At 63.9% G+C, this 22,850-nt stretch carries 18 protein-coding genes; 14 read left to right on the top strand and 4 right to left on the bottom strand.

The genetic code is table 11. The features are described from left to right. Positions 1-17: 17 nt before the first annotated feature. From ACXPWS_RS29035 to ACXPWS_RS29045, 3 genes are all read left to right on the top strand, one after another. Positions 18-1,172, top strand: a complete 1,155-nt coding sequence (locus tag ACXPWS_RS29035) for a hypothetical protein (protein WP_458709964.1) — start codon at positions 18-20, stop codon at positions 1,170-1,172. 341 nt (positions 1,173-1,513) lie between these two features. Next, positions 1,514-2,401, top strand: a complete 888-nt coding sequence (locus ACXPWS_RS29040) for an AfsR/SARP family transcriptional regulator (RefSeq protein ID WP_458709965.1) — start codon at positions 1,514-1,516, stop codon at positions 2,399-2,401. Positions 2,402-2,500: 99 nt separating this feature from the next. Continuing rightward, positions 2,501-2,830, top strand: a complete 330-nt coding sequence (locus tag ACXPWS_RS29045) for an SCP2 sterol-binding domain-containing protein (protein WP_458709966.1) — start codon at positions 2,501-2,503, stop codon at positions 2,828-2,830. Between the two features lie 67 nt (positions 2,831-2,897). Here the strand turns inward: ACXPWS_RS29045 and ACXPWS_RS29050 are convergent, their stop codons facing one another. Continuing rightward, the gene (locus ACXPWS_RS29050) at positions 2,898-3,542 is read right to left on the bottom strand and encodes a winged helix-turn-helix transcriptional regulator (protein WP_458709967.1); all 645 of its coding nucleotides are present in this window, start codon (positions 3,540-3,542) and stop codon (positions 2,898-2,900) included. 78 nt (positions 3,543-3,620) lie between these two features. Between ACXPWS_RS29050 and ACXPWS_RS29055 the strand changes: the two genes are divergently transcribed. Then, positions 3,621-4,523 (top strand): alpha/beta fold hydrolase, encoded by a 903-nt coding sequence (locus ACXPWS_RS29055; protein WP_458709968.1) that lies wholly within the window; start codon positions 3,621-3,623, stop codon positions 4,521-4,523. Positions 4,524-4,821: 298 nt separating this feature from the next. Here the strand turns inward: ACXPWS_RS29055 and ACXPWS_RS29060 are convergent, their stop codons facing one another. Then, entirely contained in the window at positions 4,822-5,664 is an 843-nt protein-coding gene (locus tag ACXPWS_RS29060; protein ID WP_458709969.1) for an AfsR/SARP family transcriptional regulator, read from the bottom strand. 255 nt (positions 5,665-5,919) lie between these two features. On the opposite strand from ACXPWS_RS29060, the gene ACXPWS_RS29065 reads away from it, so the two are divergent. From ACXPWS_RS29065 to ACXPWS_RS29090, 6 genes are all read left to right on the top strand, one after another. Beyond that, positions 5,920-7,797, top strand: a complete 1,878-nt coding sequence (locus tag ACXPWS_RS29065; RefSeq protein WP_458709970.1) for an NAD(P)/FAD-dependent oxidoreductase — start codon at positions 5,920-5,922, stop codon at positions 7,795-7,797. Then, positions 7,794-9,533, top strand: a complete 1,740-nt coding sequence (locus tag ACXPWS_RS29070) for an NAD(P)/FAD-dependent oxidoreductase (protein WP_458709971.1) — start codon at positions 7,794-7,796, stop codon at positions 9,531-9,533. The genes ACXPWS_RS29065 and ACXPWS_RS29070 overlap by 4 nt, the downstream gene beginning before the upstream one ends. A gap of 83 nt (positions 9,534-9,616) precedes the next feature. Next, on the top strand, positions 9,617-10,492 hold the full coding sequence (locus ACXPWS_RS29075) for a thioesterase II family protein (RefSeq protein WP_458709972.1): 876 nt from the start codon (positions 9,617-9,619) through the stop codon (positions 10,490-10,492). Then, the gene (locus ACXPWS_RS29080; RefSeq protein WP_458709973.1) at positions 10,489-16,140 is read left to right on the top strand and encodes a type I polyketide synthase; all 5,652 of its coding nucleotides are present in this window, start codon (positions 10,489-10,491) and stop codon (positions 16,138-16,140) included. The genes ACXPWS_RS29075 and ACXPWS_RS29080 overlap by 4 nt, the downstream gene beginning before the upstream one ends. 80 nt (positions 16,141-16,220) lie before the next feature. Then, positions 16,221-16,487 (top strand): 4Fe-4S dicluster domain-containing protein, encoded by a 267-nt coding sequence (locus tag ACXPWS_RS29085; RefSeq protein WP_458709974.1) that lies wholly within the window; start codon positions 16,221-16,223, stop codon positions 16,485-16,487. A gap of 93 nt (positions 16,488-16,580) precedes the next feature. After that, positions 16,581-17,327, top strand: a complete 747-nt coding sequence (locus tag ACXPWS_RS29090; RefSeq protein ID WP_458709975.1) for a carbon-nitrogen hydrolase family protein — start codon at positions 16,581-16,583, stop codon at positions 17,325-17,327. A gap of 53 nt (positions 17,328-17,380) precedes the next feature. Here ACXPWS_RS29090 and ACXPWS_RS29095 read toward each other — a convergent pair whose 3' ends face one another. Continuing rightward, positions 17,381-17,827, bottom strand: a complete 447-nt coding sequence (locus ACXPWS_RS29095) for a hypothetical protein (protein WP_458709976.1) — start codon at positions 17,825-17,827, stop codon at positions 17,381-17,383. A gap of 102 nt (positions 17,828-17,929) precedes the next feature. Here ACXPWS_RS29095 and ACXPWS_RS29100 point away from each other — a divergent pair, with 102 nt between their 5' ends. The 4 genes from ACXPWS_RS29100 to ACXPWS_RS29115 all read left to right on the top strand — a co-directional run bounded on the left by ACXPWS_RS29100 (position 17,930) and on the right by ACXPWS_RS29115 (position 22,187). Beyond that, positions 17,930-18,628 carry a TetR/AcrR family transcriptional regulator gene (locus ACXPWS_RS29100; RefSeq protein ID WP_458709977.1) on the top strand — a complete coding sequence of 233 codons (699 nt, stop codon included), beginning with the start codon at positions 17,930-17,932 and terminating at the stop codon, positions 18,626-18,628. Positions 18,629-19,220: 592 nt separating this feature from the next. Beyond that, entirely contained in the window at positions 19,221-20,582 is a 1,362-nt protein-coding gene (locus ACXPWS_RS29105; RefSeq protein ID WP_458708835.1) for an IS21/IS408/IS1162 family transposase, read from the top strand. Next, positions 20,579-21,436 carry an IS21-like element helper ATPase IstB gene (istB, locus tag ACXPWS_RS29110; RefSeq protein WP_458708836.1) on the top strand — a complete coding sequence of 286 codons (858 nt, stop codon included), beginning with the start codon at positions 20,579-20,581 and terminating at the stop codon, positions 21,434-21,436. Before ACXPWS_RS29105 ends, istB begins: the two co-directional genes overlap by 4 nt. A gap of 61 nt (positions 21,437-21,497) precedes the next feature. Next, positions 21,498-22,187, top strand: coding sequence for a maleylpyruvate isomerase family mycothiol-dependent enzyme (locus ACXPWS_RS29115; protein WP_458709978.1), 690 nt, complete (start codon positions 21,498-21,500; stop codon positions 22,185-22,187). Positions 22,188-22,317: 130 nt separating this feature from the next. Here the strand turns inward: ACXPWS_RS29115 and ACXPWS_RS29120 are convergent, their stop codons facing one another. Beyond that, positions 22,318-22,623: an NIPSNAP family protein gene (locus ACXPWS_RS29120; protein WP_458709979.1), complete on the bottom strand. Its 306-nt coding sequence runs from the start codon at positions 22,621-22,623 to the stop codon at positions 22,318-22,320. Positions 22,624-22,850 lie beyond the last annotated feature (227 nt).

Genomic DNA, 22,850 nt, shown 5'->3' on the forward strand with positions numbered 1-22,850 from the left:
GCGTGAGAATGCTCGCCATGGATGCACGCGACGCGAAGTCGGCGCTCAATGAAGCGGTGAACACCTCGGCGCGCCGCCACCAGTGTGCCCTGGCAGAAGCCGAGCGGGACGGACTCGCCCTCGGGGCGCTTGCCGCCCTGCTGCGGGATCGTCACGGGCAACCCGTCGCTCAGACCGCGAACCAGGCGGGTATACCAGCGGCGACACTGTCGGCGTGGATGGCGCGGGCGCAGGAGGTTGGGCATCCCGCCGACGATCTGACCAGCCGGGTTCTCGTGGTCAACGTGGCTGACATCGCACAGTTTGTCGCTGATAACGAATTTCGGGTTGATCGGTTGATCACCGGCCGGGTCGAGGCCGACGTTTTAGCGATGTCCGTCTTGCCTCTCGATGCGTTCATCGATCGGTCTGGTATTCGTGTGCCACTGATGCTTGCCCACGATGGGCGATCTGGCAGCTGGGTGGGTATCGACCATGCGATACCAGGCTCCTTTGGCGGGCCTGGTCCGGCGAACGTGTACAGGGGCGCGGTCGAGTTCGGTGTCAATCCTGTTCTCGCTGAACAAATCGCATACGTCGATCATCCCTCAGACCTGGATGTCCTCGCAGAAGTCATCAGCGCTGCGAACGTCGATGGTTCGGCGTTTCCGCTTCGACTGCCCATACCGCTGCGATCCGACCCCACCATTTTTGTCGCCGATTTTCGTGTGAGCGAAGTCCAGGAGTGGGCGAAGGGTGAAGCGACCAGCGCATTCGCGTTGTACATAGATTCGTGGCTGGACGCTTTGATCCATCCTTGCCCGCCGGAGTGGTGCAGTGGCCCGTTGCACGGCCGAATTTATCTCACCCGGGAAGCCGCGGTGACAGATGGCTTCGCCCGTGAGGGATTCTATGGCGGTGACGGCGCGTGTCAGCTGATTCTGGAGCGCGGGCGCACCCAGCTGTGGTTGTCGCTGCCGGTGCCTGAGAATCCTGCACTGCGAGTCACCGAGACGGCTTATGCGGTGCTCGATCGAGTGGGATTGTCCCCCGAACGCGATCCGGCAGGCAACGTTGAGGAGCACGCGCTGCCCCTCGTAAACGAAGTCGACGGGTCACGGCCGGAGCACGTCGATATGCCCAAGCTGGGCGGTGGGCTGAAGCACGTACCCAGGACGGCACTGCAGCGCTGACCGTGGTCACTCCGGTGACGCAATACCTATCGCGCCTACAGGTGAGGGAACTGCTTGCGATAAAAAGCTTCTCGTGAACCTGGGCATGCCTCGGTCGGTGCAGCCGTCATGGCCATTCGTCGCCATCTTCGACGTCCCGACGCGCCACCGTGGGTGCATAGCACGCGGCGAAGCGATTCGGGCGGTTTACAAAAATCCAGCTTGCTTGTAAAAATCACGCAAACCTGGCAAATTTCCCGCACCAAGTTGCGCAACCCCCTGTATCGTCCGTGAAGTCCGTTAACTGTTGGGCCGGGCCGGGTTGACATGTGTTTGCCCGACTCACCATGGAGGGGGATCCTATGGGGGCATGGGCACTAGATAGTCGCAGCGACGACAACGATCTTGAGCATCCGCGGGAACTCGAACGCCATGCGCGCCACCGGGCCTACCTGTTCGGATATCTGCGGATGTATCGGGGCGATCACCGAGTTGAGCTGGAGGCAGGCCGCCGAAAAGGTCTGCACATTCTGCTCTGGTTCCTCTTGAACCCCGGAAAGCCCTGTTCGGCAGACCAATTCGTCGACATACTTTGGCCCGACGCCGAACCCGACAAGGCAATCAGCCTGTTTGATGTCAATATGCATGCGCTCAAGCGACTGCTGGAGCCAGAGCTTGGCCCACGCCAACGGTCGTCCTTCATCACCCACCATACGAATCGGGTGTACAGCTTCGAATCGACTCAGCAGTGGTGGACCGACGTTGCGGACCTGGAATTGCTGTACCGCCGTGGCCACGCCAGTGACATCGCCGGTGATCACACCCGGGCCCGGTTCTACTACCGACGGGTGGCCGGCTATGTCTCGCAGGGCCCGCTGCTGGACGGGGAGAAGGGTCCGTGGCTTGAACGCTATCGGCACAAGTACAAGTTGATGTGTACCCAAGCACTGACGCGTTTGATGCAGATTGACGCGGCGTGTGACGCCGATGAAGAGCTGTTGGAAGCGGCGTATTTGATGCTTCGCCTGGACTCCTACAACCAGATGGCGATCAAAGCGATCATCGACTCATCGTTGCGAAGTGGCAACCGCGGCAAGGCAGCCCGCCGGCTTCAGGTGTTCTGTGAGGCGGTGCAGCGCGATCTCGGGGTGCAGCCACCGTCGGAGTTCGTCGAACTCCGACATCGACTCGCCGATGCGCTCCAGAGCGCCGCGACGCCGCTGCGGATCGTGGACTTACACGCGCGGTAACGGCAGCGGAAGTTCGATAGCAGACAGTCGGAGTGCAACCGTCGGCGAGCTTCCCACCGTCACCGGCCCCGTGCAGGCATCTAACAGGAGCGTGATTCCGTGTCCTTAACGATCAGCGAGCTTTTCGAGGAACTGCCCAGCCGGCTGCGCACCGAGGAAGCGGCTGGCCTGGAACGCACGTTGCAATGGCAACTCACCGATCTTGACAGTGGCGTCTGGGCCGTCGAGATCAAAGATGGGCATGCGCGCCTCATTCCCGGCGGCGTTGCTGACCCGGATACGACGTTCACCACCACCAGTGATATCTGGCTTGCGGTCGCCGAGGGGCGACAAGACGCCATGCGGGCGTTCATGGCGGGCAAGATGAAAGTGGAAGGGGATATGACGCTGGCGTTGAAGGTGCCTGAACTCTTCGACACAGAGCCGTGACACAGCGAACCCGTCACCTGAGCGCGGGTGGGCGCGCCGCAGCGCCAGAAGGGGACCGCGACACTTTCTACAGCGGCAGCCGTTGGCCAGGTCCGAAGGCGGCGACCAGGTCGGCTTCGGTGCCTTGCAGCTCGCCGCCGGCGGCCACGGCCTGCTCGACGGTGAGCATTCCTGAGGCCAATCCGAGCACCAGGGCAGGATCTGCGCGGAACACCGTGTCGGGTGCCTGCTCGGCATCGAACTCCACGTACGTTCCGTTCTCACTCATGTGCACGGTGACGATGGTGTCGTCGACGGCCAGTCCGACTTTCACCGGTGTGGCCGTGCGCTCGTCGGCTAACAGCGCGTCGAGGGCGACCGCCAGCCAATTCGTGTGGAAACTGTCGCCTTGCGGGCCTGAGATCATCAGCGGGGTGCTCCACCTGACCAGCGCCGAAATCGGTTCGCGCAATTGGGCACCCCACGGGGTCAGGGTGTAGGCGACGCCGTTGCTGCCCTCGTCGAGTATGCGCTCCACAATGCCCACTTGTTCGAACTCCCGCAGGCGTTCGGTGAGCAGATTAGTCGCGATCCCCGGCAACCCCTCCAGCAGTTGGCTGTATCGAGCTGGGCCGATAAGCAGTTCACGGATGATCAGGAGGCTCCACCGGGCACCGACGACGTCCAGCGCTCGCGCCAGTCCGCAGTATTGGCCGTAAGACCGCATTGGCATTGCCCTCCCGGTCATGACGTGCTTGACTTTCTTGTGATGACTTGAGTATATCCGACCAGTCCTAGGGGGTTCAACATAGTGTCGACTCAGGAATCTGCCGGTACCCGCCCAGCATGGGTTGATCCGGACTTGTACCCGTTCGAGAGCCGGTTCGTCGAGCTCAACGGGCACACCGTGCACTACATCGACGAAGGATCCGGCCCGCTGCTGCTGATGTTGCACGGCAACCCGACGTGGTCGTTTGTCTATCGCGACATCATCACCGCCCTTCACCACGATTTCCGCTGCGTCGCGTTGGATTATCCAGGCTTCGGCCTGTCGGTGGCCGGGGAGGGCTACGGCTATCAGCCCATCGATCACGCCGGCGTGGTGGTTTCCTTCATCGATCAACTCGGGCTATCCGACGCGACACTCGTCGCCCACGACTGGGGCGGCCCCATCGGCCTGTATGCGGCCGAGCAGCGGCCCAATGCGTTCAAGGCCCTCGTAGTGGCCAATACCTGGGCATGGCCGGTCAACGGGCAGCTGCGCGCCGAAATGGCATCGCACCTGTTCGGCGGATTGATCGGACGTGAGCTCATCAGGCAGTTCAACCTGTTCGTCAACGCGTTGATCCCCGCCGGGCATCGCCGGCGCAAGGTCTCCGACGCCGAGATGACGCACTACCGGCAGGCACTCGGAACACGCGAGCGCCGCAACGCCTGCGCCATCCTGCCCGGAGCGATCACCGGCAGCCGCAAATTCCTCGCCGAAGTCCAAGACGGCCTGCCGGCCATCCACCAGCTGCCCACCCTGATCGTGTGGGCCGATGCCGACATGGCATTCGGAGACGGCGACCGTAAGCGGCTGGAGAAGAAGTTCCCCAACCACAGCACGGTGATCGTCCATGGCGCCGGCCACTTCGTGCAGTCCGACGCCGCCGACGAGATGAGCGAGGCAATCCAGACCTGGTCGCGCGGACTCGGCGAATCATCGAGCTGATCGCCAGGGCCCGCCACGCACGGCGAACAGAGGCATCTATGCCTCAGCCGTGCGTGAGCACCCACCCGACGCCCACATTAGGCTGCGGACCGGTGAACATCTCGAAATGCACTGTGCACCCACAGAAGTCGTGAGCGCGCCGTGGCGCGGTAAGTCCGTAGGGTGGCGGCTCCCCTGGCACACGCGCCATTACCGCCTACAAGCCGGGCGTGGAGGCCGCGGCTATCGCGGCCTTCACCTGCAAATGCCAGAGAATAGCATTGTGGTGCACGGCATTCCGCATAGGTCAGTGCCAGGCTCATCCCGCCTGACGGATACGCTCACGCAGTTGCAAAATCGATTCGCTTGGCGCGGCGCCCAGCTCGCGGCGCACATAGTCCAGGTAGCCCTCCAGCTGGGCACGCGCCGCCAACACATTGCCCTGAAAAAGACTAACCTCCGCGATGGCCATCGATGCGGCCTCCGAGTAGGGATCTCGATCCAGCATCGATAAGGCCATCGGGAGGGCGCGATGCGCCAAACCCCCGAGCAGATACAGTTGCAGCAGCCGGCACTCGGCCTCGCGGTGCGTCACCTCCTGGACCGTGCGGGCCGAGTCAAACGCCTCGTCAAACAGGTTCTCCGGGAGAAACGTTCGGTCAAAGTACTCCAACAGCTGCTCATATGCGCGGATCGCAAAACCGATGTCACCCTTGGCCTCTGCCCGCTTGCCCGCTGAATAGAGGGTTTCTACTTCTGCGACGTCGGTGTCCCAGCGGTCAGCGAAGTCAAACCAGTATCGTCCTGCCCGATCCGAGTGGATAAAGCTGGAGGGATGTCGAGCAGCCAACTCGGGCTCCAACTGATGGCGCAAGTAGTGCAACGTCACGTGCAGTCGATTCGGGTTGCTGCCGGACCGGCGGTCTGGCCACAGAAGTGCGTGCAGGACAGAAGAATCAACGTGGACATTCGGATTCAATAAGAACCATTTGAGAAGCGTGCGGGCGCTCGCACGCCCACCCCCTGACGCGGCGTCGACCGCCACGTTGTCGCGCGACACCCGAAACGGTCCGAAGAAGCAGGCACGAAACGGTCGTTCCACCGCGCCCGGCGTGAGGCCGCGGAGAACACCGACCCCTTCCCCAGCAAGCGAGTTCAGCATAGTCCCCCTAGTGAACAGCATTAAGCGGTCGGTCGCCGCTGCTGTTTTCGCGACTCCGGGCTCGCCACGCCGCGCGGCGTTTCGAGATTCCAGGATCCAACCGGCCGATCGAAGGACCAACCGACCGGGCGAACCAGATCGTCGACTCCCCAGACTTGCCAGCCTATCGAACGTCTCGGCACTTTCGCTGGCCTTTCACTCGACGTAAGCGCAGCGAAAGTAGCTGCCGCGAACATGCTTTCACGAGGAGGAAATATGACTGAACCGGTGCGGCAGCGGCTGGCGGGATTGTCGAATGAGCAGCGGGCAATGCTCGCACGATCGGTGCGGACGCGCATTGCATCCGCCCCGACCGCGTCGGGGCACTACGACGTCATCGTCTTGGGCGGCGGAGCGGCGGGGCTAACCCTCGCCCTCCAGCTCAAGCGGGCGCGCCCATCGATACGGGTGGTGGTCGTGGAGAAGCTGCGCCATCCCGTGCCCGAAACCACCCACAAGGTTGGCGAATCAACGGTCGAGATCGCCGCGCACTACCTGCGCGACACCTTGGGTCTGGCCGACCACCTGGAGACTCGCCAGATTCGAAAGTTCGGTCTACGCATGTTCTTCAGCAATCATGACAACACCGACATCACCCGTCGCGTCGAGCTGGGAAGCTCAATATTTCCGCCCCTGTGCACCTACCAGGTCGACCGCGGGCGCCTGGAAAACGAGCTCGGGGTGCGGTGTGAGCTAGCGGGCGTGGAGTTCCTCAACGACTCCAAAGCCATCGACATCCAACTGCGGCCCGATGAACCGCTGCACACGGTGCGCGTGAGCGGACCCGCCGGCGACCACAGCGTGAGCGCGCGATGGGTGATCGACGCCTCAGGGCGCAGCCAACAGCTGCAGCGCCACCATCAGCGTCTGCGTAAAGGCGTCGGGCACAAGGCCAACGCTGCGTGGTTCCGGGTGGCCCATCCCATCGACGTCGCCAACTGGACCGACGATGTCAGCTGGCAGCGCCGAATCGTGGAGGGCGAGCGCGCGATGTCGACGAATCACTTGATGGGTGAGGGTTATTGGGTGTGGCTCATCAGACTGCCGTCCGGGTCGACGAGCGTCGGCATCGTCGCCGACGATGCCACCCATGCGTTCAGCGACTTCAACACCCTCGATAAGGCGCGGGACTGGTTGCGCCGACGTGAGCCGCAATGCGCCGCAGTCATCGATGCGCACGCTGGAGACATCCAGGACTTCCGGGTGATCCGTGACTACTCCTACAGTTGCGATCAGGTGTTCTCCGGCCACGACCGATGGTGCCTCACCGGCGAATCCGGGGTGTTCCTCGACCCGCTGTACTCGCCAGGGTTGGACCTCATCGCGATCGGCAACGGACTCGTTGTCGACCTGGTGACCCGCTCACTGGCGGGTGAGGACGTCACGGTACTGGCCGGCATCCACGACACCCTGTTCCGCAGCGTCACCGACATCTGGTTGGCCATCTACGAAAAGCAGTACAGTCTGATGGGCAATGCTCAGGTGATGTCCTCGAAAGTCATCTGGGACACCGCTTTCTACTGGGGTGTGTTCGGGCTGCTGTTCTTCCAGGAGAAATTTCAGACCGCAGCCACGACCCCATCGATCGCCGCCAACCTCGGTCGCCTCACCCAGATCAGCAATCGCGTCCAACAGTTCTTCCGGGAATGGTCGGCCATCGACGACTCCGACCTGCATCCGCAGTTCGTTGACCTGTATGCCCCGCTGAACTTCATGGTCCGCCTACACACCGGGATGGCTGATGAACTGTCGAGCGCTGAATTCGAGACGCGGTTCACCGAGAACACCCGCCTGTTCGGCCAACTCGCAGGCCAGCTCGTCAACACCGTGATCACCGCCTTCGCCGAACGCACCGACAACGACGCTATCGTGGCGACCATTCAGTCCTGGCAACGGGATCCGATCATCGCCGACCTGCTGTCCATTTACCGCAGCGACCGGCACCGGGCCCCGACGAGCCGCGAATGGATCACCATCGGCACCACAGCACCGACTGCATCGCCACCACCTGCGCAGCCCACACCACGGCCCAACACGTCCGACACCGCTGCCAACCACACCTTGCTCATCGAAACATCCGGAGGCGCACGATGAACCATCAGGACACACCGCCGGTCGACCACCACGAAGAAAGCGTCGACGTCGCGATCATGGGCGGCGGCATCGCGGGGCTCACTTTGGCGCTGCAGCTCAAACAAGCCCTGCCTGAGCTGACCGTCACCGTGGTCGAACGCCAATCTCATCCCGTTGCAGAAGCCGCCCACAAGGTCGGCGAGTCCAGTGTGGAGATGCAAGCGCACTACTTACGCGACGTTCTCGGCCTCAAAGACCATCTCGAAAGCCAACATCTACGCAAATTCGGCCTGCGGATGTTCTTCCCGTGCGACGGCAATGACGACATCGCCCGGCGGGTCGAGTTCGGTCAGATCGAGGAAGCGCCCCTGCCGACCTATCAGCTCGACCGGGGTCGATTGGAGAACCACCTGGGCACACGCGCCACCAAGATGGGCGTGCGGTTTCTCGACCACAGCGCCGTTCGGCGAATCGATCTGCGCAGCGGTGAAGAGCCGCACACGATCGAGGTGAGCACCGCCGGCACCGCTCACACCATCCGGGCGCGCTGGGTAATCGACGCCTCCGGACGGGCCGGACTGCTCAAACGCCAACTCGGACTCGCGAAAGCAGTGTCCCATCACGCGAACTCGTCCTGGCTTCGGGTGGCCCACCCCATCGATGTGGGATCGTGGTCAGACGACCAAACATGGCACGCACGGACTGAGGTGGAGCGCGGACCCTACGGCCGCCCGGGCGGTGCACGGCGGCTGTCAACTAATCATCTGATGGGCATCGGCTACTGGGTTTGGGTCATCCCCCTGGCCTCAGGATCCACCAGCATCGGCATCGTCGCCGACGCCGAGCTCCACCCGCACGAAGAATTCAACACTCTGGAACGTGCCCTGTCCTGGTTGCGCATCCACGAGCCGCAGTGCGCCGCAGCCATCGAGGCACACCTTGACCTCGTCCAGGACTTCCGATGCATGCGGGACTACGCATACAGCTGCAAACAGGTCTACTCCGACCAACGGTGGTGCCTGACCGGCGAGGCCGGGGTGTCGATCGACCCCCTGTACTCATCGGGAGGCGACCTGATGGGCATCAGCAACGGCCTGATCACCGATCTGATTCAACGGGACCTCGCCGGCGAGGACATCACCGAGAAGGCCATCGCCCACAATCAGCTCTACCTAGTACTCAGCGAAATCTGGCTGGTGGCCTACGAGAAACAACTCCCACTGATGGGCAATCCGCAGGTGATGGTCGCAAAAGTCATCTGGGACACCATCATGTACTGGTCGGTGCCCGGCCTACTGTTCTTCCACGGCAGGTTTCCCCGATTGGGCGAGAGCCCGAATGCGTTGGCAAATCTGTTCCGTGTCTGGAACGTGCACACCCGCGTACAACAATTCCTCCGGGAATGGCACAGCATCGATGACCGGCCAGCCGAGGGAGTGTTCGCCGACCCCTACACCCTGATGCCCTTCATCGTTGATCTGCACGAAGGCATGGCGGCCAGCCTGCCCGATGACCAACTCGACGCGCAATTCGCCAGCAATGTCGCATTGATGGAACATGTTGCCGGACAACTTGTATCGACGGTGATCGAGTTGCTGCACGCCGACGCCGGAGCCGCCGCGGCCGCACAGATCGACGCGTGGCGATCCGACAAATTGCTCGCCGAGTTGCTCGCGGGCTACGCACCCAACCAGGATGCCAACCCGATCGACAACGCGTGGGTCACCCTGGGGCGCCAAAGCCCCTCAATGGCCTAGGACCTGAGGACACCGACCATGACGCCCTCTCCACACCCTGGGCCGATCACCCCGAACAGCCCCACCGTTACCGCGGGGCAAGCGTGACCCGGCCACCGCAGACCCCACAGCACCTTCGCGCACAGTTGGCGCTGCTGCCCCCGCACCGTCGGGCGGAACTCGCCGAGCGGTTACGGCGCCGGCACGCGCCCGTGCCGGCGGAACCGGACCGGTTCACCTTTCAGGGCAGCGCCGACCCGGCGCTGCGCCTGTTCTGCCTGCCCTACGCCGGCGGAAGCGCCGCGGTGTTCCGCGGATGGACTGAGCTGTTGCCTTCCTGGATCCAGGTATGCGCCGTGCAGCTTCCAGGGCGCGACTCCCGCCTGGGCGAACGCCCCTACCGGCGACTCGACCCGCTCATCGCGGACCTGCATCAGGCGTTGCTTCCACTGCTGGACCGGCCCTTCGCCATCTTCGGGCACAGCATGGGGGCGCTGCTGGGCTTCGAGTTGGTGCGCCGCCTTCGCCGCCGCGGCGGGCCCCAGCCGGTGCACCTGCTGCTCGCCGCGTTCCGCGCACCGCAGCTACCCAACCCCAACATCCGGATCCACCACCTGCCCGACGAAGTCATCAAGACAGTCCTCGCCAAAGAAGGCACCCCCAAAGAGGTCTTGAACAGTGAGGAACTCATGCGGGCGCTTCTGCCCACGTTGCGCGCCGACTTCGAACTCTGCGACACCTACGAATACCACGCCGAAGCACCTCTGGGGATCCCTATGTCGATCTTCGGCGGCCAACACGACGTACGGGTCGGCAAAAGCGACCTCCAACAATGGGAAACGCAGGCGGGCAACGGCTTCCAGCTCACCATGCTGCCCGGATCACACCTTTTCATCCACGACGCTCGCGATCTACTGCTGCACCAGCTGAGCGCCGCACTGACGACCATCACCGCTACCGAAGGGGATGTACCGGCATGAACACTGACCACCACGCCCACCTCGATCGTGAACCGATCGCGATCACCGGCATCGGATGCCAATTCCCCGGCGGCGTCGCCAACGCCCAGGACTACTGGGAACTGCTCTGCAACGGTGTCGATGCGACCCGCGACCTGCCCCCCGATCGCTGGGAGACCCGCAAGTTCTACGATCCCGACCCCGCCAAGCTCGGCAAGATGAGCACTTTCCGCGGCGGGTTCCTCGACCGGGTCGACGAGTTCGACCCGCAATTCTTCGGGATCTCCCCGCGCGAGGCGATTTGGCTGGACCCCCAACAACGCCTGCTGCTACGGGTGGCATGGGAGGCCCTCGAAGACGCGGGCCAGGACATGGCACACCTGGCCGGCAGTGACACCGGCGTGTTCATCGGCGGCTTCACCCTCGACTACCAACTCCTGCAGAACTACGGGGTGCACAGCCGCTACGAACTTCAGGCACACTCAGCCACCGGCATGATGATGACGATGCTGTCCAACCGGCTGTCGCACTCCTTTGACTTCCGCGGCCCCAGCATGACGATCGACACCGCCTGCTCGGGCTCACTGGTCGCCCTCCACCTTGCCGCACAAGCACTCTGGAACGGAGACTGCACGCTGGCACTGGCCGGCGGCGTCAACGTGATGCTGGCACCGAACATGACCATCGCCGAATCCAAGGGCGGCTTCCTGAGCCCGGACGGACGATGCAAAACCTTCGACTCTTCAGCCAACGGGTACGCCCGCGGCGAAGGTGCGGGCATCGTCGTACTCAAGCCGCTGTCTCACGCCCAAAGAGACGGCGACCCCATCTATGCCCTCGTGCGCGGCACCGCGGTCACCCAGGACGGCCACACCAACGGCATCACCGTCCCCAACGGCGCCTCGCAGGAGGCCGCAATGCGCACCGCCTACGCCCGGGCCGGGGTCGCGCCCAGCGACGTCCAGTACGTCGAAGCACATGGCACCGGCACGCCGGTCGGTGACCCCATCGAAGCAGCAGCAATCGGGCGAGTGCTCTCGACCGGCCGCACCGACAGCGACATCCTGATCGGCTCGGTGAAAACCAACATCGGCCACCTGGAGGCCGCCGCCGGCGTGGCGGGTGTGATCAAGACAGCACTGGCACTCAAACACGGCCGCATCCCGGCACACCTGCACCTCACAGAACCCAACCCCGACATCCCGTTTGACGAATTCAGGTTGCGCATCCCGACTCAGCTGCGCGACTGGCCCGCCACAGCGGGACCCCGCCTTGCCGGGGTGAACTCGTTCGGATTCGGCGGCACCAACGCCCACGCCGTGCTACAAGGGCCGCCCGTCCAACCCGCCCCATCGCACCAGTCCGCCGACCCAGATCGACCCGCCACGGCCATCACGCTCTCAGCACGCAGCGCCGAGGCGCTGCGTGACCAGGCCGAAACGATGTGCCGATTCCTCGAAGAGAGCCCCCACCGCCTCGCCGACGTGGCCTACTCCTGCAGCGCACGGCGCACGCAACTCGACCACCGACTGACCGTCGTTGCCCGCGACACCGAAACCGCCCGGGCGCAGCTCCGTGCCCACCTCGACGGCCGCCAGGCAGCGGGCGTCGTCACCGGCCGCACGAGCAGCGACACACCGAAAGTCGCGTTCGTGTTCTCCGGGATGGGACCGCAGTGGTGGGCGATGGGTCGCCAGCTGTTGACCTGCGAGCCTGTGTTCCGCGCGGCCGTCCAGGACTGCGATACCGAACTAGCCAAACGTACCGGCTGGTCGCTGATGGACGAGATGCTCGCCGACGAACAGCAGTCTCGGATGGACGAGACAGAGGTTGCCCAACCGGCGAATTTCGCGATTCAAGTCGGCCTTGCAAAACTGTTGCAGTCCTGGGGTATTGAGCCCGCCGCGATCATCGGGCACAGCGCCGGTGAAGTCGCCGCGCAGCATGTGGCCGGAGTGCTCACCCTGGCCGAGGCGACACAGGTGATCTATTACCGCAGCACCTTGCAGCAACGCACCTCGGGAACGGGTCGCATGCTGGCCGTGGGCATGACACCGGAGACGCTCAACCAGGCCGTGGCCGACGCCGGCCCGGCTGTCTCGATCGCCGCGATCAACAGCCCCAGCGCCGTGACCCTCTCCGGTGACCCGGCAATCTTGGAAGGCATGGCCGCGCAGCTGGAAACCTTCGGCGTCTTCCACCGCTTCCTGCCGGTCAAGGTGCCCTACCACAGCCACTACATGGATCCGCTTCGCGACGAGCTCGAAGCCGGCCTGCACGACCTCGCGCCCCGCTCAGCGGTAGTGCCCCTGTACTCAATAGTCACCGGAAGCCGGATCGACGGCAGTGGGGCCGGCGGCAGCTACTGGTGGCAGAACGTGCGATCATCGGTGCTTTTCGCCGCGGCGTTCAACGAAATGATCGACGACGGTTACACGCACTTCGTGGAGATCGCCCCGCATCCGGTACTGGCAAGTTCGATGCGCGAACTTCTCGCCGGATCCGACCGAGACAGCCTGGTCGTGCCCACCTTGCGGCGCCACGAAGACGACCACGAAACGCTGCTCACCACACTGGGCGCGCTGCATTGCCACGGCCACCCGGTGAACTGGAAACGCGGGTACCGCGCCGATGCCAGATACGTCAAACTGCCCAGCTACTCCTGGCAGCTGAAGTCGTACTGGAACGAATCCCAGGAGGCCCGCGAAGACCGCCACTATCAACCCGTGCACCCCCTGCTCGGGCAGCGAATGAACGCCGCACACCCCACCTGGGAGCTGGAGATCGACGCCGGCCAGAGCAGCTACCTGGCCGATCATCGAATCCAACACACCACGCTGCTGCCCGGCGCCGCGCTCATCGAGATGGCGCTGGCCGCCGCCCACCAGGTCTACGGCGCCGGCAACTACAGCGTCGACGATCTCAAGCTGCACAAGGCGCTGTCTCTAGGCGCCACTTCGGACGCGCGACTGCGCACCACCCTCTACCAAGACCGCGCTGTGGTCGAGATGGCCAGCTTCCTGGCATTGCCCAGCGGAGAACGGCAATGGACGGTCCATGCGACCGCCCAACTCGCCGTCAACGCCGGCACACCCACCCACCGAGACCTCGCGACGCTCAACGAGTCCTGCGACCAGTACGTGTCCCGCGAGCAGTTCTACGCCCAAACAGAGGCGATGGGATTCCAATACGGGCCCACCTTTCAGGGTGTGCGCGAGGTCAACACCGGAACTCGGATCGCGGTGGGCCGCATCGCTATTCCCGACCAGATCGCCACCGAGATGGGGGAATACCTGTTTCACCCGTGCCTCATCGACGCGGCATTCCAAGTCCTGCTCATCGCCGCCACACCGCCGGACGCCAACCAGGCACGCGTCACCCCGTACTTGCCTGTCGCGATCGAGCGGGTGCGAGTACTGGCGCCCCCGCAGCACGACATGATCGTCATCGCCGAAGTGCGCACCGCCGACCGCTCTCGAATTGTCAGCGACCTCACCTTGTGCGACACCGAGGGACGGGTGTTGGTCACGATAGACGGATTCCAGGCCCAATCATTGGAAACCGCCGCCAGTCTCTCGTTGGGCAGCATCGACAACGGCCTCTACGAAGTGCAGTGGCAAGAATCTGGCCGGCCCTGCCCCGATCAGCCCGCCGACCCGGAAACGGTGCCCGCAGAAACCATCGGGACGAACCAGACACCAGACGAAGGCCCTGCGGATTGGCTGCTGTTCACCGATGCCAGCGGGGTGGGTGCCGAGGTCGCTGCCACCCTGCGCGCCGGCGGGCACCGTGTCCACTGCGTACGGCACGGCCAAGAGTCCAACCTGCGCCACGACGGCGGCGACAGCTACACGATCGACGCCGGCGACCCCGCGCATTACGGCCACCTTTTGGAGCTGCTGCGTGACCGCACGATCAGCACCGTGGTGCACCTGTGGGGCATCGACGCCGAATGCCACCACGACGCGTCGGTGGACGCCCTCGCCGCCACACAGAAGTACGGATCGTTGTCGGTCATGTGGCTGATGCAGGCCCTATCGGGTGAACTGACGCAGATACCCAAGGTGTGGCTGGTCACCCGCGGGGCACAGCCGGTCGGCGACACCCCGAACCTACCGGCCCTCGCGCAAGCACCGCTGTGGGGATTGGGCCGCGTCATCGGCCACCAGGAGTTCGCCACCCTGTGGGGCGGTCTGTGCGACCTGGACCCCCACGCCGGCAGCGCAGAGCAGGCCCGCAGGCTCATCGACGAGATCCGCGCCGCGACTGCCGAGGATCAGGTGGCGTTTAGAGGCGACCAGCGCTACGTCGCCCGGCTCGTCCGAAGTCCACGGCTCACCGCGCCCTTCCCGGTCCGAATGCGCAGCACCGCAAGCTACCTCGTCACAGGCGGCCTTGGTGCACTCGGGATACTGGTCGCGCGGTTCCTCATCGACCGCGGAGCTCGCCACGTCATCCTAATGGGACGTACTCCCCTTGCTCCGCGTTCGACCTGGGACGAGCAACCGGCAGACCACCCGCAGTATCACCTCATCAGTCAGATCCGCGAACTCGAATCAGGCGGCGCCAAAATCCATCTCGCCGCCGCCGACGTCACCGATCCCGACTCGCTCCAGCAATGGCAGCACACCCACCTCCAGCAGGGGCTGCCCCCGGTCGCCGGGCTGGTGCACACCGCCGGGGTTGTCGACGACGAGCTGCTCGTACGGATGGACGCCGCGAAATTCGAGAAAGTGCTGCGCCCCAAGATCATCGGCGGATGGCTGCTGCACCGTATGTTCGCCGACGCGGACCTGGACTTCTTCGCCCTGTTCTCATCCACCGGATCGGTCATCGCCTCACCAGGGCAAGGCAACTACGCCGCCGGCAACGCTTTCCTCGACGCTTTGGCCCACTACCGCCGTCAGCTCGGTCTGCCCGCAGTCAGCATCGGATGGGGCCCGTGGTCGGTCGGCATGGTCGAACACCTGCACCTAGAACAGATGTACGCCCGCCGTGGTATCGAACTGATCAGTCCCGACGCCGGCGCACAAATCCTGGGACGGGTACTTCAACACCAGCCCGCCCATCTGGTGGCCATCACCGTCGACTGGGCGACCGCGCGCGAGACCTCCCTGACCGGACACATGCCACCGATGTTCTCGCAGTTGGAGGCCCGCGAGGACAGCGAGCGATCCGATGGGGGCGACGCCGACTCTCAAGCGCTGCTCGCTGCACTGCGTGCGTCCGGCGGGATTGAGCGCATCGCGATACTCAGCGATCATCTGCGCAAAATCACCGCACGGGTTTTAGGACTGGAACCCGACCAGGTCAGCACCGAAGAGACCCTCAGCGCTCTCGGGTTGGATTCGATGATGGCCATCGAGATGAAGCACCGGATCGAGGCCGCACTCACGATCGACGTCTCCGTTCTCGATCTGCTGCAGGGCAACACAATCGCTGCCCTAGCAGAAGGATTCGTCCCCAGGCTCCCCCTGGGGCAACCAGAGCCGCAAGACACCAACGCGGAGTCCACAGACAATGATGCGACTGACTTGGACGACCTGGAGGCGATGCTGGCCGACGCGGCCCCCGAGGAACTTCTCGCGCTCCTCGAAGAGCTCAACCCCCACTCCACCGAGGACATCGAGGCTCTGGCCTCCCCGTCCCACGCAGATCCTGGCGCATGACCTGTGCCCAGTCGCGGCACATGTCCATCCCGGCGCCCGACGCCGGCCAATCCCGCCCAACCCGAACGCAGGAGATCTTCATGCCTTTCGTCGTGACCGAACCATGCATCGGCAACAAAGACGCGTCATGCTTTGAGGTATGCCCAGTCGACGCCATCCAGCCCGACCCCAGCGGATCTGACTTCGATCGCTTCGAGCAAGTGTTCATCGATCCGATGGCCTGTATCGACTGCGGTGCGTGCGAAGCAGTGTGCCCAGTCGAAGCGATCTACAAGGATGACGACGTGCCCGAACAGTGGCTATCCTCGGTGGCCACCAATCGGCAATTCTTCGAACCCACGACCTAACTCGCACCGCCCAGTTCACCGTCCGGCGCTTACAGGAGGATAGCGCCCGCAGACGACCGCACCGATGCGCTCGCGAGCAGCGATAATGGGCCGGTGGGTATCGAGTTCTCTATCGCTGTGGCTCAGCCACACATCGCTACGGGCGAAGTAGCCGCCAACGTCGATGCCCACGTCGCGCTGATTGATCAAGCCCACGCACGTCTGGTGGTGTTTCCAGAGCTATCCCTGACTGGTTACCAGCTGGATACACCGCCGATCGACGTCGCCAGTGATGTCATGGAACCGCTGGTATCAAGCTGCGCGGCAAGGGGTTCCGCCGCGTTGGTAGGCGCACCCGTGGTATCCAACGGACACCACTACATCGCGACCGTGCTGGTCGATTCCACCGGTCCCAGCGTGGTCTACCGCAAGACCTATCTCGGTGCCGACGAACAAGCGCGGTTCTGCCCAGGACCGGGGCCGCAAACGATCAACCTCGACGGATGGCGCATCGGTCTGGGAATATGCCGCGACACTGGGATCGACGAACACATCAACGGCACAGCACAACTCGGCGTAGACCTCTACGCCTGCGGCGTCGTTCATCACGAATGGGAACTTGCTGAACAACAACGCCGTGCACGCAACATCGCAGCGACCTGCCACGCTCCGGTGGCCATGGCCAGCTTCGCCGGGCCAACCGGCGCAGGTTATCTCACCACCGCAGGCCACTCGGCGATCTGGTCAGCAAAGTCGACGCTAATTGCCCAGGCTGACCACCAGCCCTCTCAGATCGCCCGCACCACACTCAAACGCGAACCTGCCCAAGCAGCCCCGACGCGAAACACACTTGACTCTTAATCAGATCGCTCGTCCCTAGAAACGAGACGAGCGATCTGCAGCTTCGTCGGAGGCTATTCCGCGATGTTCGCCGGGGCCGGTTCTGCGGCTCCGATGGGTGCGAACCAGGGCGCCCCGTGCAGAGGGCGGTAATCGGCCACGGCGAGGCCTGTGATCGTTACTAGGACCAGGGCGCCGTAGACGCCGGCCTGACGGGTCGCGTCCTCGGGAAAATCGAAAATGAGCAAGGCGAGCAGCACGATGGCCGTGGTGTTGAGTAAGTCAGTTGCACCGATAAGTGATACATCAGCGCGACCAATGCCGTATTGACCGCCAGTGATCGCTGTCGCGATCCCAAACACTCCTGCTACCGCTAGATATACGGCGAGCACGGTGTTGAACTGCCAGCCGCTTTGCCGATCGCCTGCGGCGTCTGCCCACGGCAGAAACAGCGACGCTATCAAAAGCACTCCGCACGCGCCGGCGATCAGCCGTAGGTGGGTGGGCGTTTTTGCAGCCATGTCGGTCCTCCGGGGTAATCGAGGCGGGCGACCCGCGTTCGGCGGACAATAACCACTGTTATTCCTAGTCAGCAAGATAACAATGGTTATAACATCATGTCAATGACGACTTCGGCGGACACTTCGTTGAGCACTCGCGACCGCTTGTTGACTGCCGCGTTGATCGTGCTGGAAAGGGACGGGCCGGCGGCGATTCAAGCGCGAACACTGACGCGCGAGATCGGGGTGTCCACGATGGCGGTGTACACCCAGTTCGGGGGAATGCCCACGCTCATCGAAGCGATGCTGCGAGAGGGATTTGCCCGCTTCGCCGAGCACATTCGCGGCGTACCCCACACCGAGGACCCCGTGGCCGATTTGATCGCCGGTGGACTAGCCTACGGCGAGTTCGCGATGCAGAGCCCGCAGCTGTACCGCTGGCTGTTCGGACTTTCCGACCTTGTCGGAGTCCACAAGCTCTCAGTCAATGCCGCCACGCCTTGGGATCTCACCGAAGGGGTTGACGCACTGTCGGTGCTGGTCTCCGCGGTCGAGCGGGTGATCGAAACCGGCCGGATCCGACCTCAGGAGCCCGCTCCTGCCGCTACCCAGATCTTGAGTGCCACTCATGGATTCGTGTTGCTGACCATGAGCAGGTTCATCGATTTCCGAGGACTTCAGGACGTAATGGGCCCGTTGGCGATCAACTTGATGGTGGGTCTCGGCGACACGCGCCGACGTGCGGAACGCTCGCTGCGCGCGGCGATCGAAGCGCGCACCGAATTGATGTCGGCTTTGGCGAGCAAGAACACAGCCGATTGAACCCGGCATCGATTTCGACGCACCGGGCGGCCGCGCCAGGGAAGTGATCGACCCGCAACGGCATCAATGCACCGCAGTAACGTCCTTTGCCGCAGGCGGGTCGGCACATTAAGCCCAAGATGGTCAATCGCGCGCCAGGCATTCCACCGGCACGCAAGGCTGACATCCCGTCACGCGGTCGAAACAGCGGCCAGGTCTCTCGGACAGCGAGCGCTATCGCGAGGACGACGAACGGCTCGAAGAGAAAAGGGATCGACGGCGCGGACGGCGTGAGGTATGGGCCTAACCAACCCATGAGTCTTACCGTTACCTTACGTTTCTCTTATTCTTCTTATTTTCTGTGTAAGGTCGTTGCGCATGGACCCAAGTAATGGCGACGGCGACGACTGGGTGCAACGCGGCCAGGTGCCTCTGCTCTTGCCGGTCAGCGACGCGAGCGCGGCATACCGACTGATTGACCGCGCTCGCTGAAATTCCCCACTGACGCTCATCGAAATTCCCCACCCGTGTGGCTCCGCCGAGAAGGGCGGGCCTCCCTCGATGCTGCTGGTGTCTGACGCCAGTAGCTCCGTCGAAGGAGGCCCGCTTTCTCATGCTCACATGGGAGGACGACATGGAAGTACACGCCCTACGAAAACGCGGTTGGTCGATCTCTGCGATCGCCCGCCACACCGGCTTCGACCGCAAAACGGTCCGCAAGTATCTGGCCGGCGGCGCCGAGCCCGGGGTGCGGGCGCGGCCGGGCCCGGATCCGTTTGACCCGTTCGTCGACTACGTGTCGGCGCGACTGGTCGAGGACCCGCATCTGTGGGCCCGCACCCTCTACGACGAACTCGAAGACCTGGGTTTCGGGCTGTCGTATCAGAGCCTGACCCGCAACATCCGCACCCGTAGTTTGCGCCCGGACTGCGAAGCCTGCCGCACCGCCACCGACCGGCCCAACGCGATCATCCCGCATCCACCGGGTGATGAAACACAGTGGGACTGGCTGGAATTGCCCGATCCACCAGCATCGTGGGGCTGGGGCAAGAAAGCCTTCCTGTTGGTCGGATCCCTGGCGCACTCTGGGAAGTGGCGGGCGGTGCTGTCACCATCGATGGATCAACCGCACCTGGTCGCGGCCATCGACACGATCTGCCGCGGCCTGGGCGGCCTGACCCGGGTGTGGCGGTTCGACCGGATGGCCACGGTCTGCGATCCAGGCTCGGGGCGGGTGACCGCCTCGTTCGCCGGGGTCGCCAAGCACTACGGGGTCTCGGTGGCGATCTGCCCCCCGCGACGCGGCAACCGCAAAGGTGTCGTGGAGAAGGTCAATCACACCGCGGCGCAACGTTGGTGGCGCACCCTGGCTGACGACATGACCGTCGAGGCGGCCCAAGCCAGTGTGGATCGCTTCGCCCGAGTCCGTGGCGACACCAGGATGCGCTTGACCGCCGACGGGCGGTCCTCGGTGGCGGTGGTGGCCAAGGCTGAGCCGCTCAGGCCGGTGCCGGCGGTGCCGTATCCGGTGATTGTCTCCGAGGCCCGGACCGCTTCGCGGCAGGCTTTGGTGTCCTACCGCGGCAACCGGTACTCGGTGCCTCCGGAGCTGGCCGCTGCCGAGGTGAGGGTCAGTCATCCGATTGGTGGTGAGTACCTCGACGTCGCCACCACGAGCGGGATCGTGATCGCTCGGCACCGGATGGCCGCCGACGGATTGGGGGTGATGGCCCGGGACAGCGGGCACGTCGTCGCCCTTGACACCGCTGCGATGGCCACCGCGACCGCAGGCCGGCCACACCGCCGCAAGGAACGCATCCCAGCCGGACCGGCCGCTAAAACAGCTGCCGCACAACTCCTTGCACTCCGCGACGCGGGTACCGGTATCACCGAATCCGCAATGCCATCAACCGATTCCACTGTCATCGATTTGTCCGCCTACGAGCGGGCCGCTCAGAAAAGGACCTTGCAATGACCCCCACCACCCGCACCCCGAAAGCCACCGCCCGCACCACCGACACGCAGACACCGACGGCCGCGGCCAGCCGCTATCAGCAGCTGCGTTCCCATCTGGCCGAGCTCAAACTCACCGCCGCTGCCGAGGCATTGCCGTCGGTGCTCGACGCGGCCACCGCCGAGGGACTGTCACTGACAGTGGCCCTGGAACGGCTGCTCGCCGTTGAGGTCGATGCCAGCACCGCCAGGCGGCTGGCGGGGCGGTTGCGGTTCGCCAGCCTGCCCACCCCCGCGACGCTGGCTGATTTCGATGTCGATGCCGCCGCCGGCATCGACCGCGCCCTGATCGACGAGCTCGGCACCTGCCGCTATCTGGAGTCGGCGACCAACGTTCTGCTCATCGGGCCACCCGGGACAGGCAAGACGCACCTGTCAGTCGGATTGGCAAGGGCCGCAGCCCACGCCGGTTATCGTACCTACTTCACCACCGCTGCCGATCTGGCCGCACGATGTCACCGCGCCGCCATCGAAGGACGCTGGGCCACCACCATGCGGTTCTACGCCGGACCCACACTGCTCGTGATCGATGAACTCGGCTACCTTCCGCTACCCGCCGAGGCAGCCTCCGCGTTGTTTCAAGTTGTCTCCCAACGCTATTTAAAGACCAGCATCGTCATCACCACCAACCGCGGGGTAGGCGCCTGGGGTGAAATCCTCGGCGACACCACCGTCGCCGCCGCCATGCTCGACCGCCTCCTGCACCGATCCGTGGTCATCAACCTCGACGGCGAGTCCTACCGGCTACGCGACCACCACGCCGCCGCCGACACCCTCCGCCGAGCCGCCACCGGAACCCGCCAACCACTACACTGACCGATGCTCACAGGTGGGGAATTTCAGCGAGCACAGTTGAGGATTTTCGGCGAGCGCGATCATGATCGTCGAACGTGTCGATGCGCTGGTTCGCGGGCGCGCCGGGATCGCCGATTTGGCGGTGCCGGCGTGCCCCGGCTGGAACATCCGACAGGTGGTTGCGCACCTCGCTGGCGTTGCCCAGGACATCGTTGCGCTGAATCTGGAAGAGAAGGGCACTAGCCCGTGGGCGGACGCGCAGGTCGCGCGCCTCGGCGGACACGGCATCGACGACCTGCTCGACCTGTGGCGGCAATCGCTCGACGAAGTGCGAGCGAACCTCGCCTTTGCGTCAGCTGCTGGGGTATGCCAGCTCGTATTCGACACCCTGACCCATGAGCACGACATTCGCGGCGCGCTGAGGGAGCCAGGTTCTCGCGCAGGCGATCTCGCGTTCAGGGCGGCCCTGGGGTTCGTGACGACGATGGGTGACCAGTTCATCCGGCAAGCGCAAATGCCGGCTCTGTGGTTGAGCACTCCCGCCATCGGATCCGTGCAACTCGGTGACCCACACACTGCGCGCGGTCACGTCGCACTCGAAGTCTCGGATTTTGAGGCCCTGCGTTCCTTCGGTGGTCGACGCAGCGTCGGGCAACTGTTGGCGCTCCCCTGGGACGGCGATCCGATGAAACTAATGCCCGCCTTCACCGATGTGCTTCCCGCCTTCACCAACGGCGGCTTACGGCCTCCAGCCGACGACCTCATCGAATGATTCGCAACGCAATGCCGGCTTCTCGACCAACGCGACGGGATCCGAGTCGTCTTAGTTCTCTAGAAACGAGACATCCACACGGCAGACCGCTTGTCGTTTGCCCTTCCCGCAATATGGTGGCCGACCGCGATCAAAGTTTGGGAGTTGACCTCATGAACACCTCGTCTTTCTCGGTGAACAGTACGGGCAGCCCTTGGCGCACTTTCTGTGCCCGGCGAGTCGCAGGGTCAGCGACCACCGCAGACTGCACGCGCTTGTAGGACTCACGGTCGTCGTACTCCCACACCGCCACAACCCGGCCGTCCTCGGTCTCCCACCGACCAACCAGGCGAGCGCCATGACGCAGTTGCACCGGCAACAAGTGGGTACGGAAGAAGTCGTGGAAAATCTCCAGGTTGTCCGGGACCGCCTGGTAAATCCGCATGCGGTAGATCATCAACGCCGACCTCCGTCCAACCCAACTCAGTTTTGTTGGGGACTGCATTGTCCGTGCTAGGCAGCGTCGAAGAACAGATTGACCCACGCCGGCAGGTAGTCAACATTCTGACCAAGTTCAGCCGCGTCTGCAGTGCAGCTCACATTGGCGACCTCGCTGAATTCTGCGTCCTGGTTTACTCGATGAATCCTTGCACGGCAGCGACGTCGTCAGAGTCGGCGGTGGCT

Source organism: Mycobacterium sp. BMJ-28, assembly GCF_054404835.1.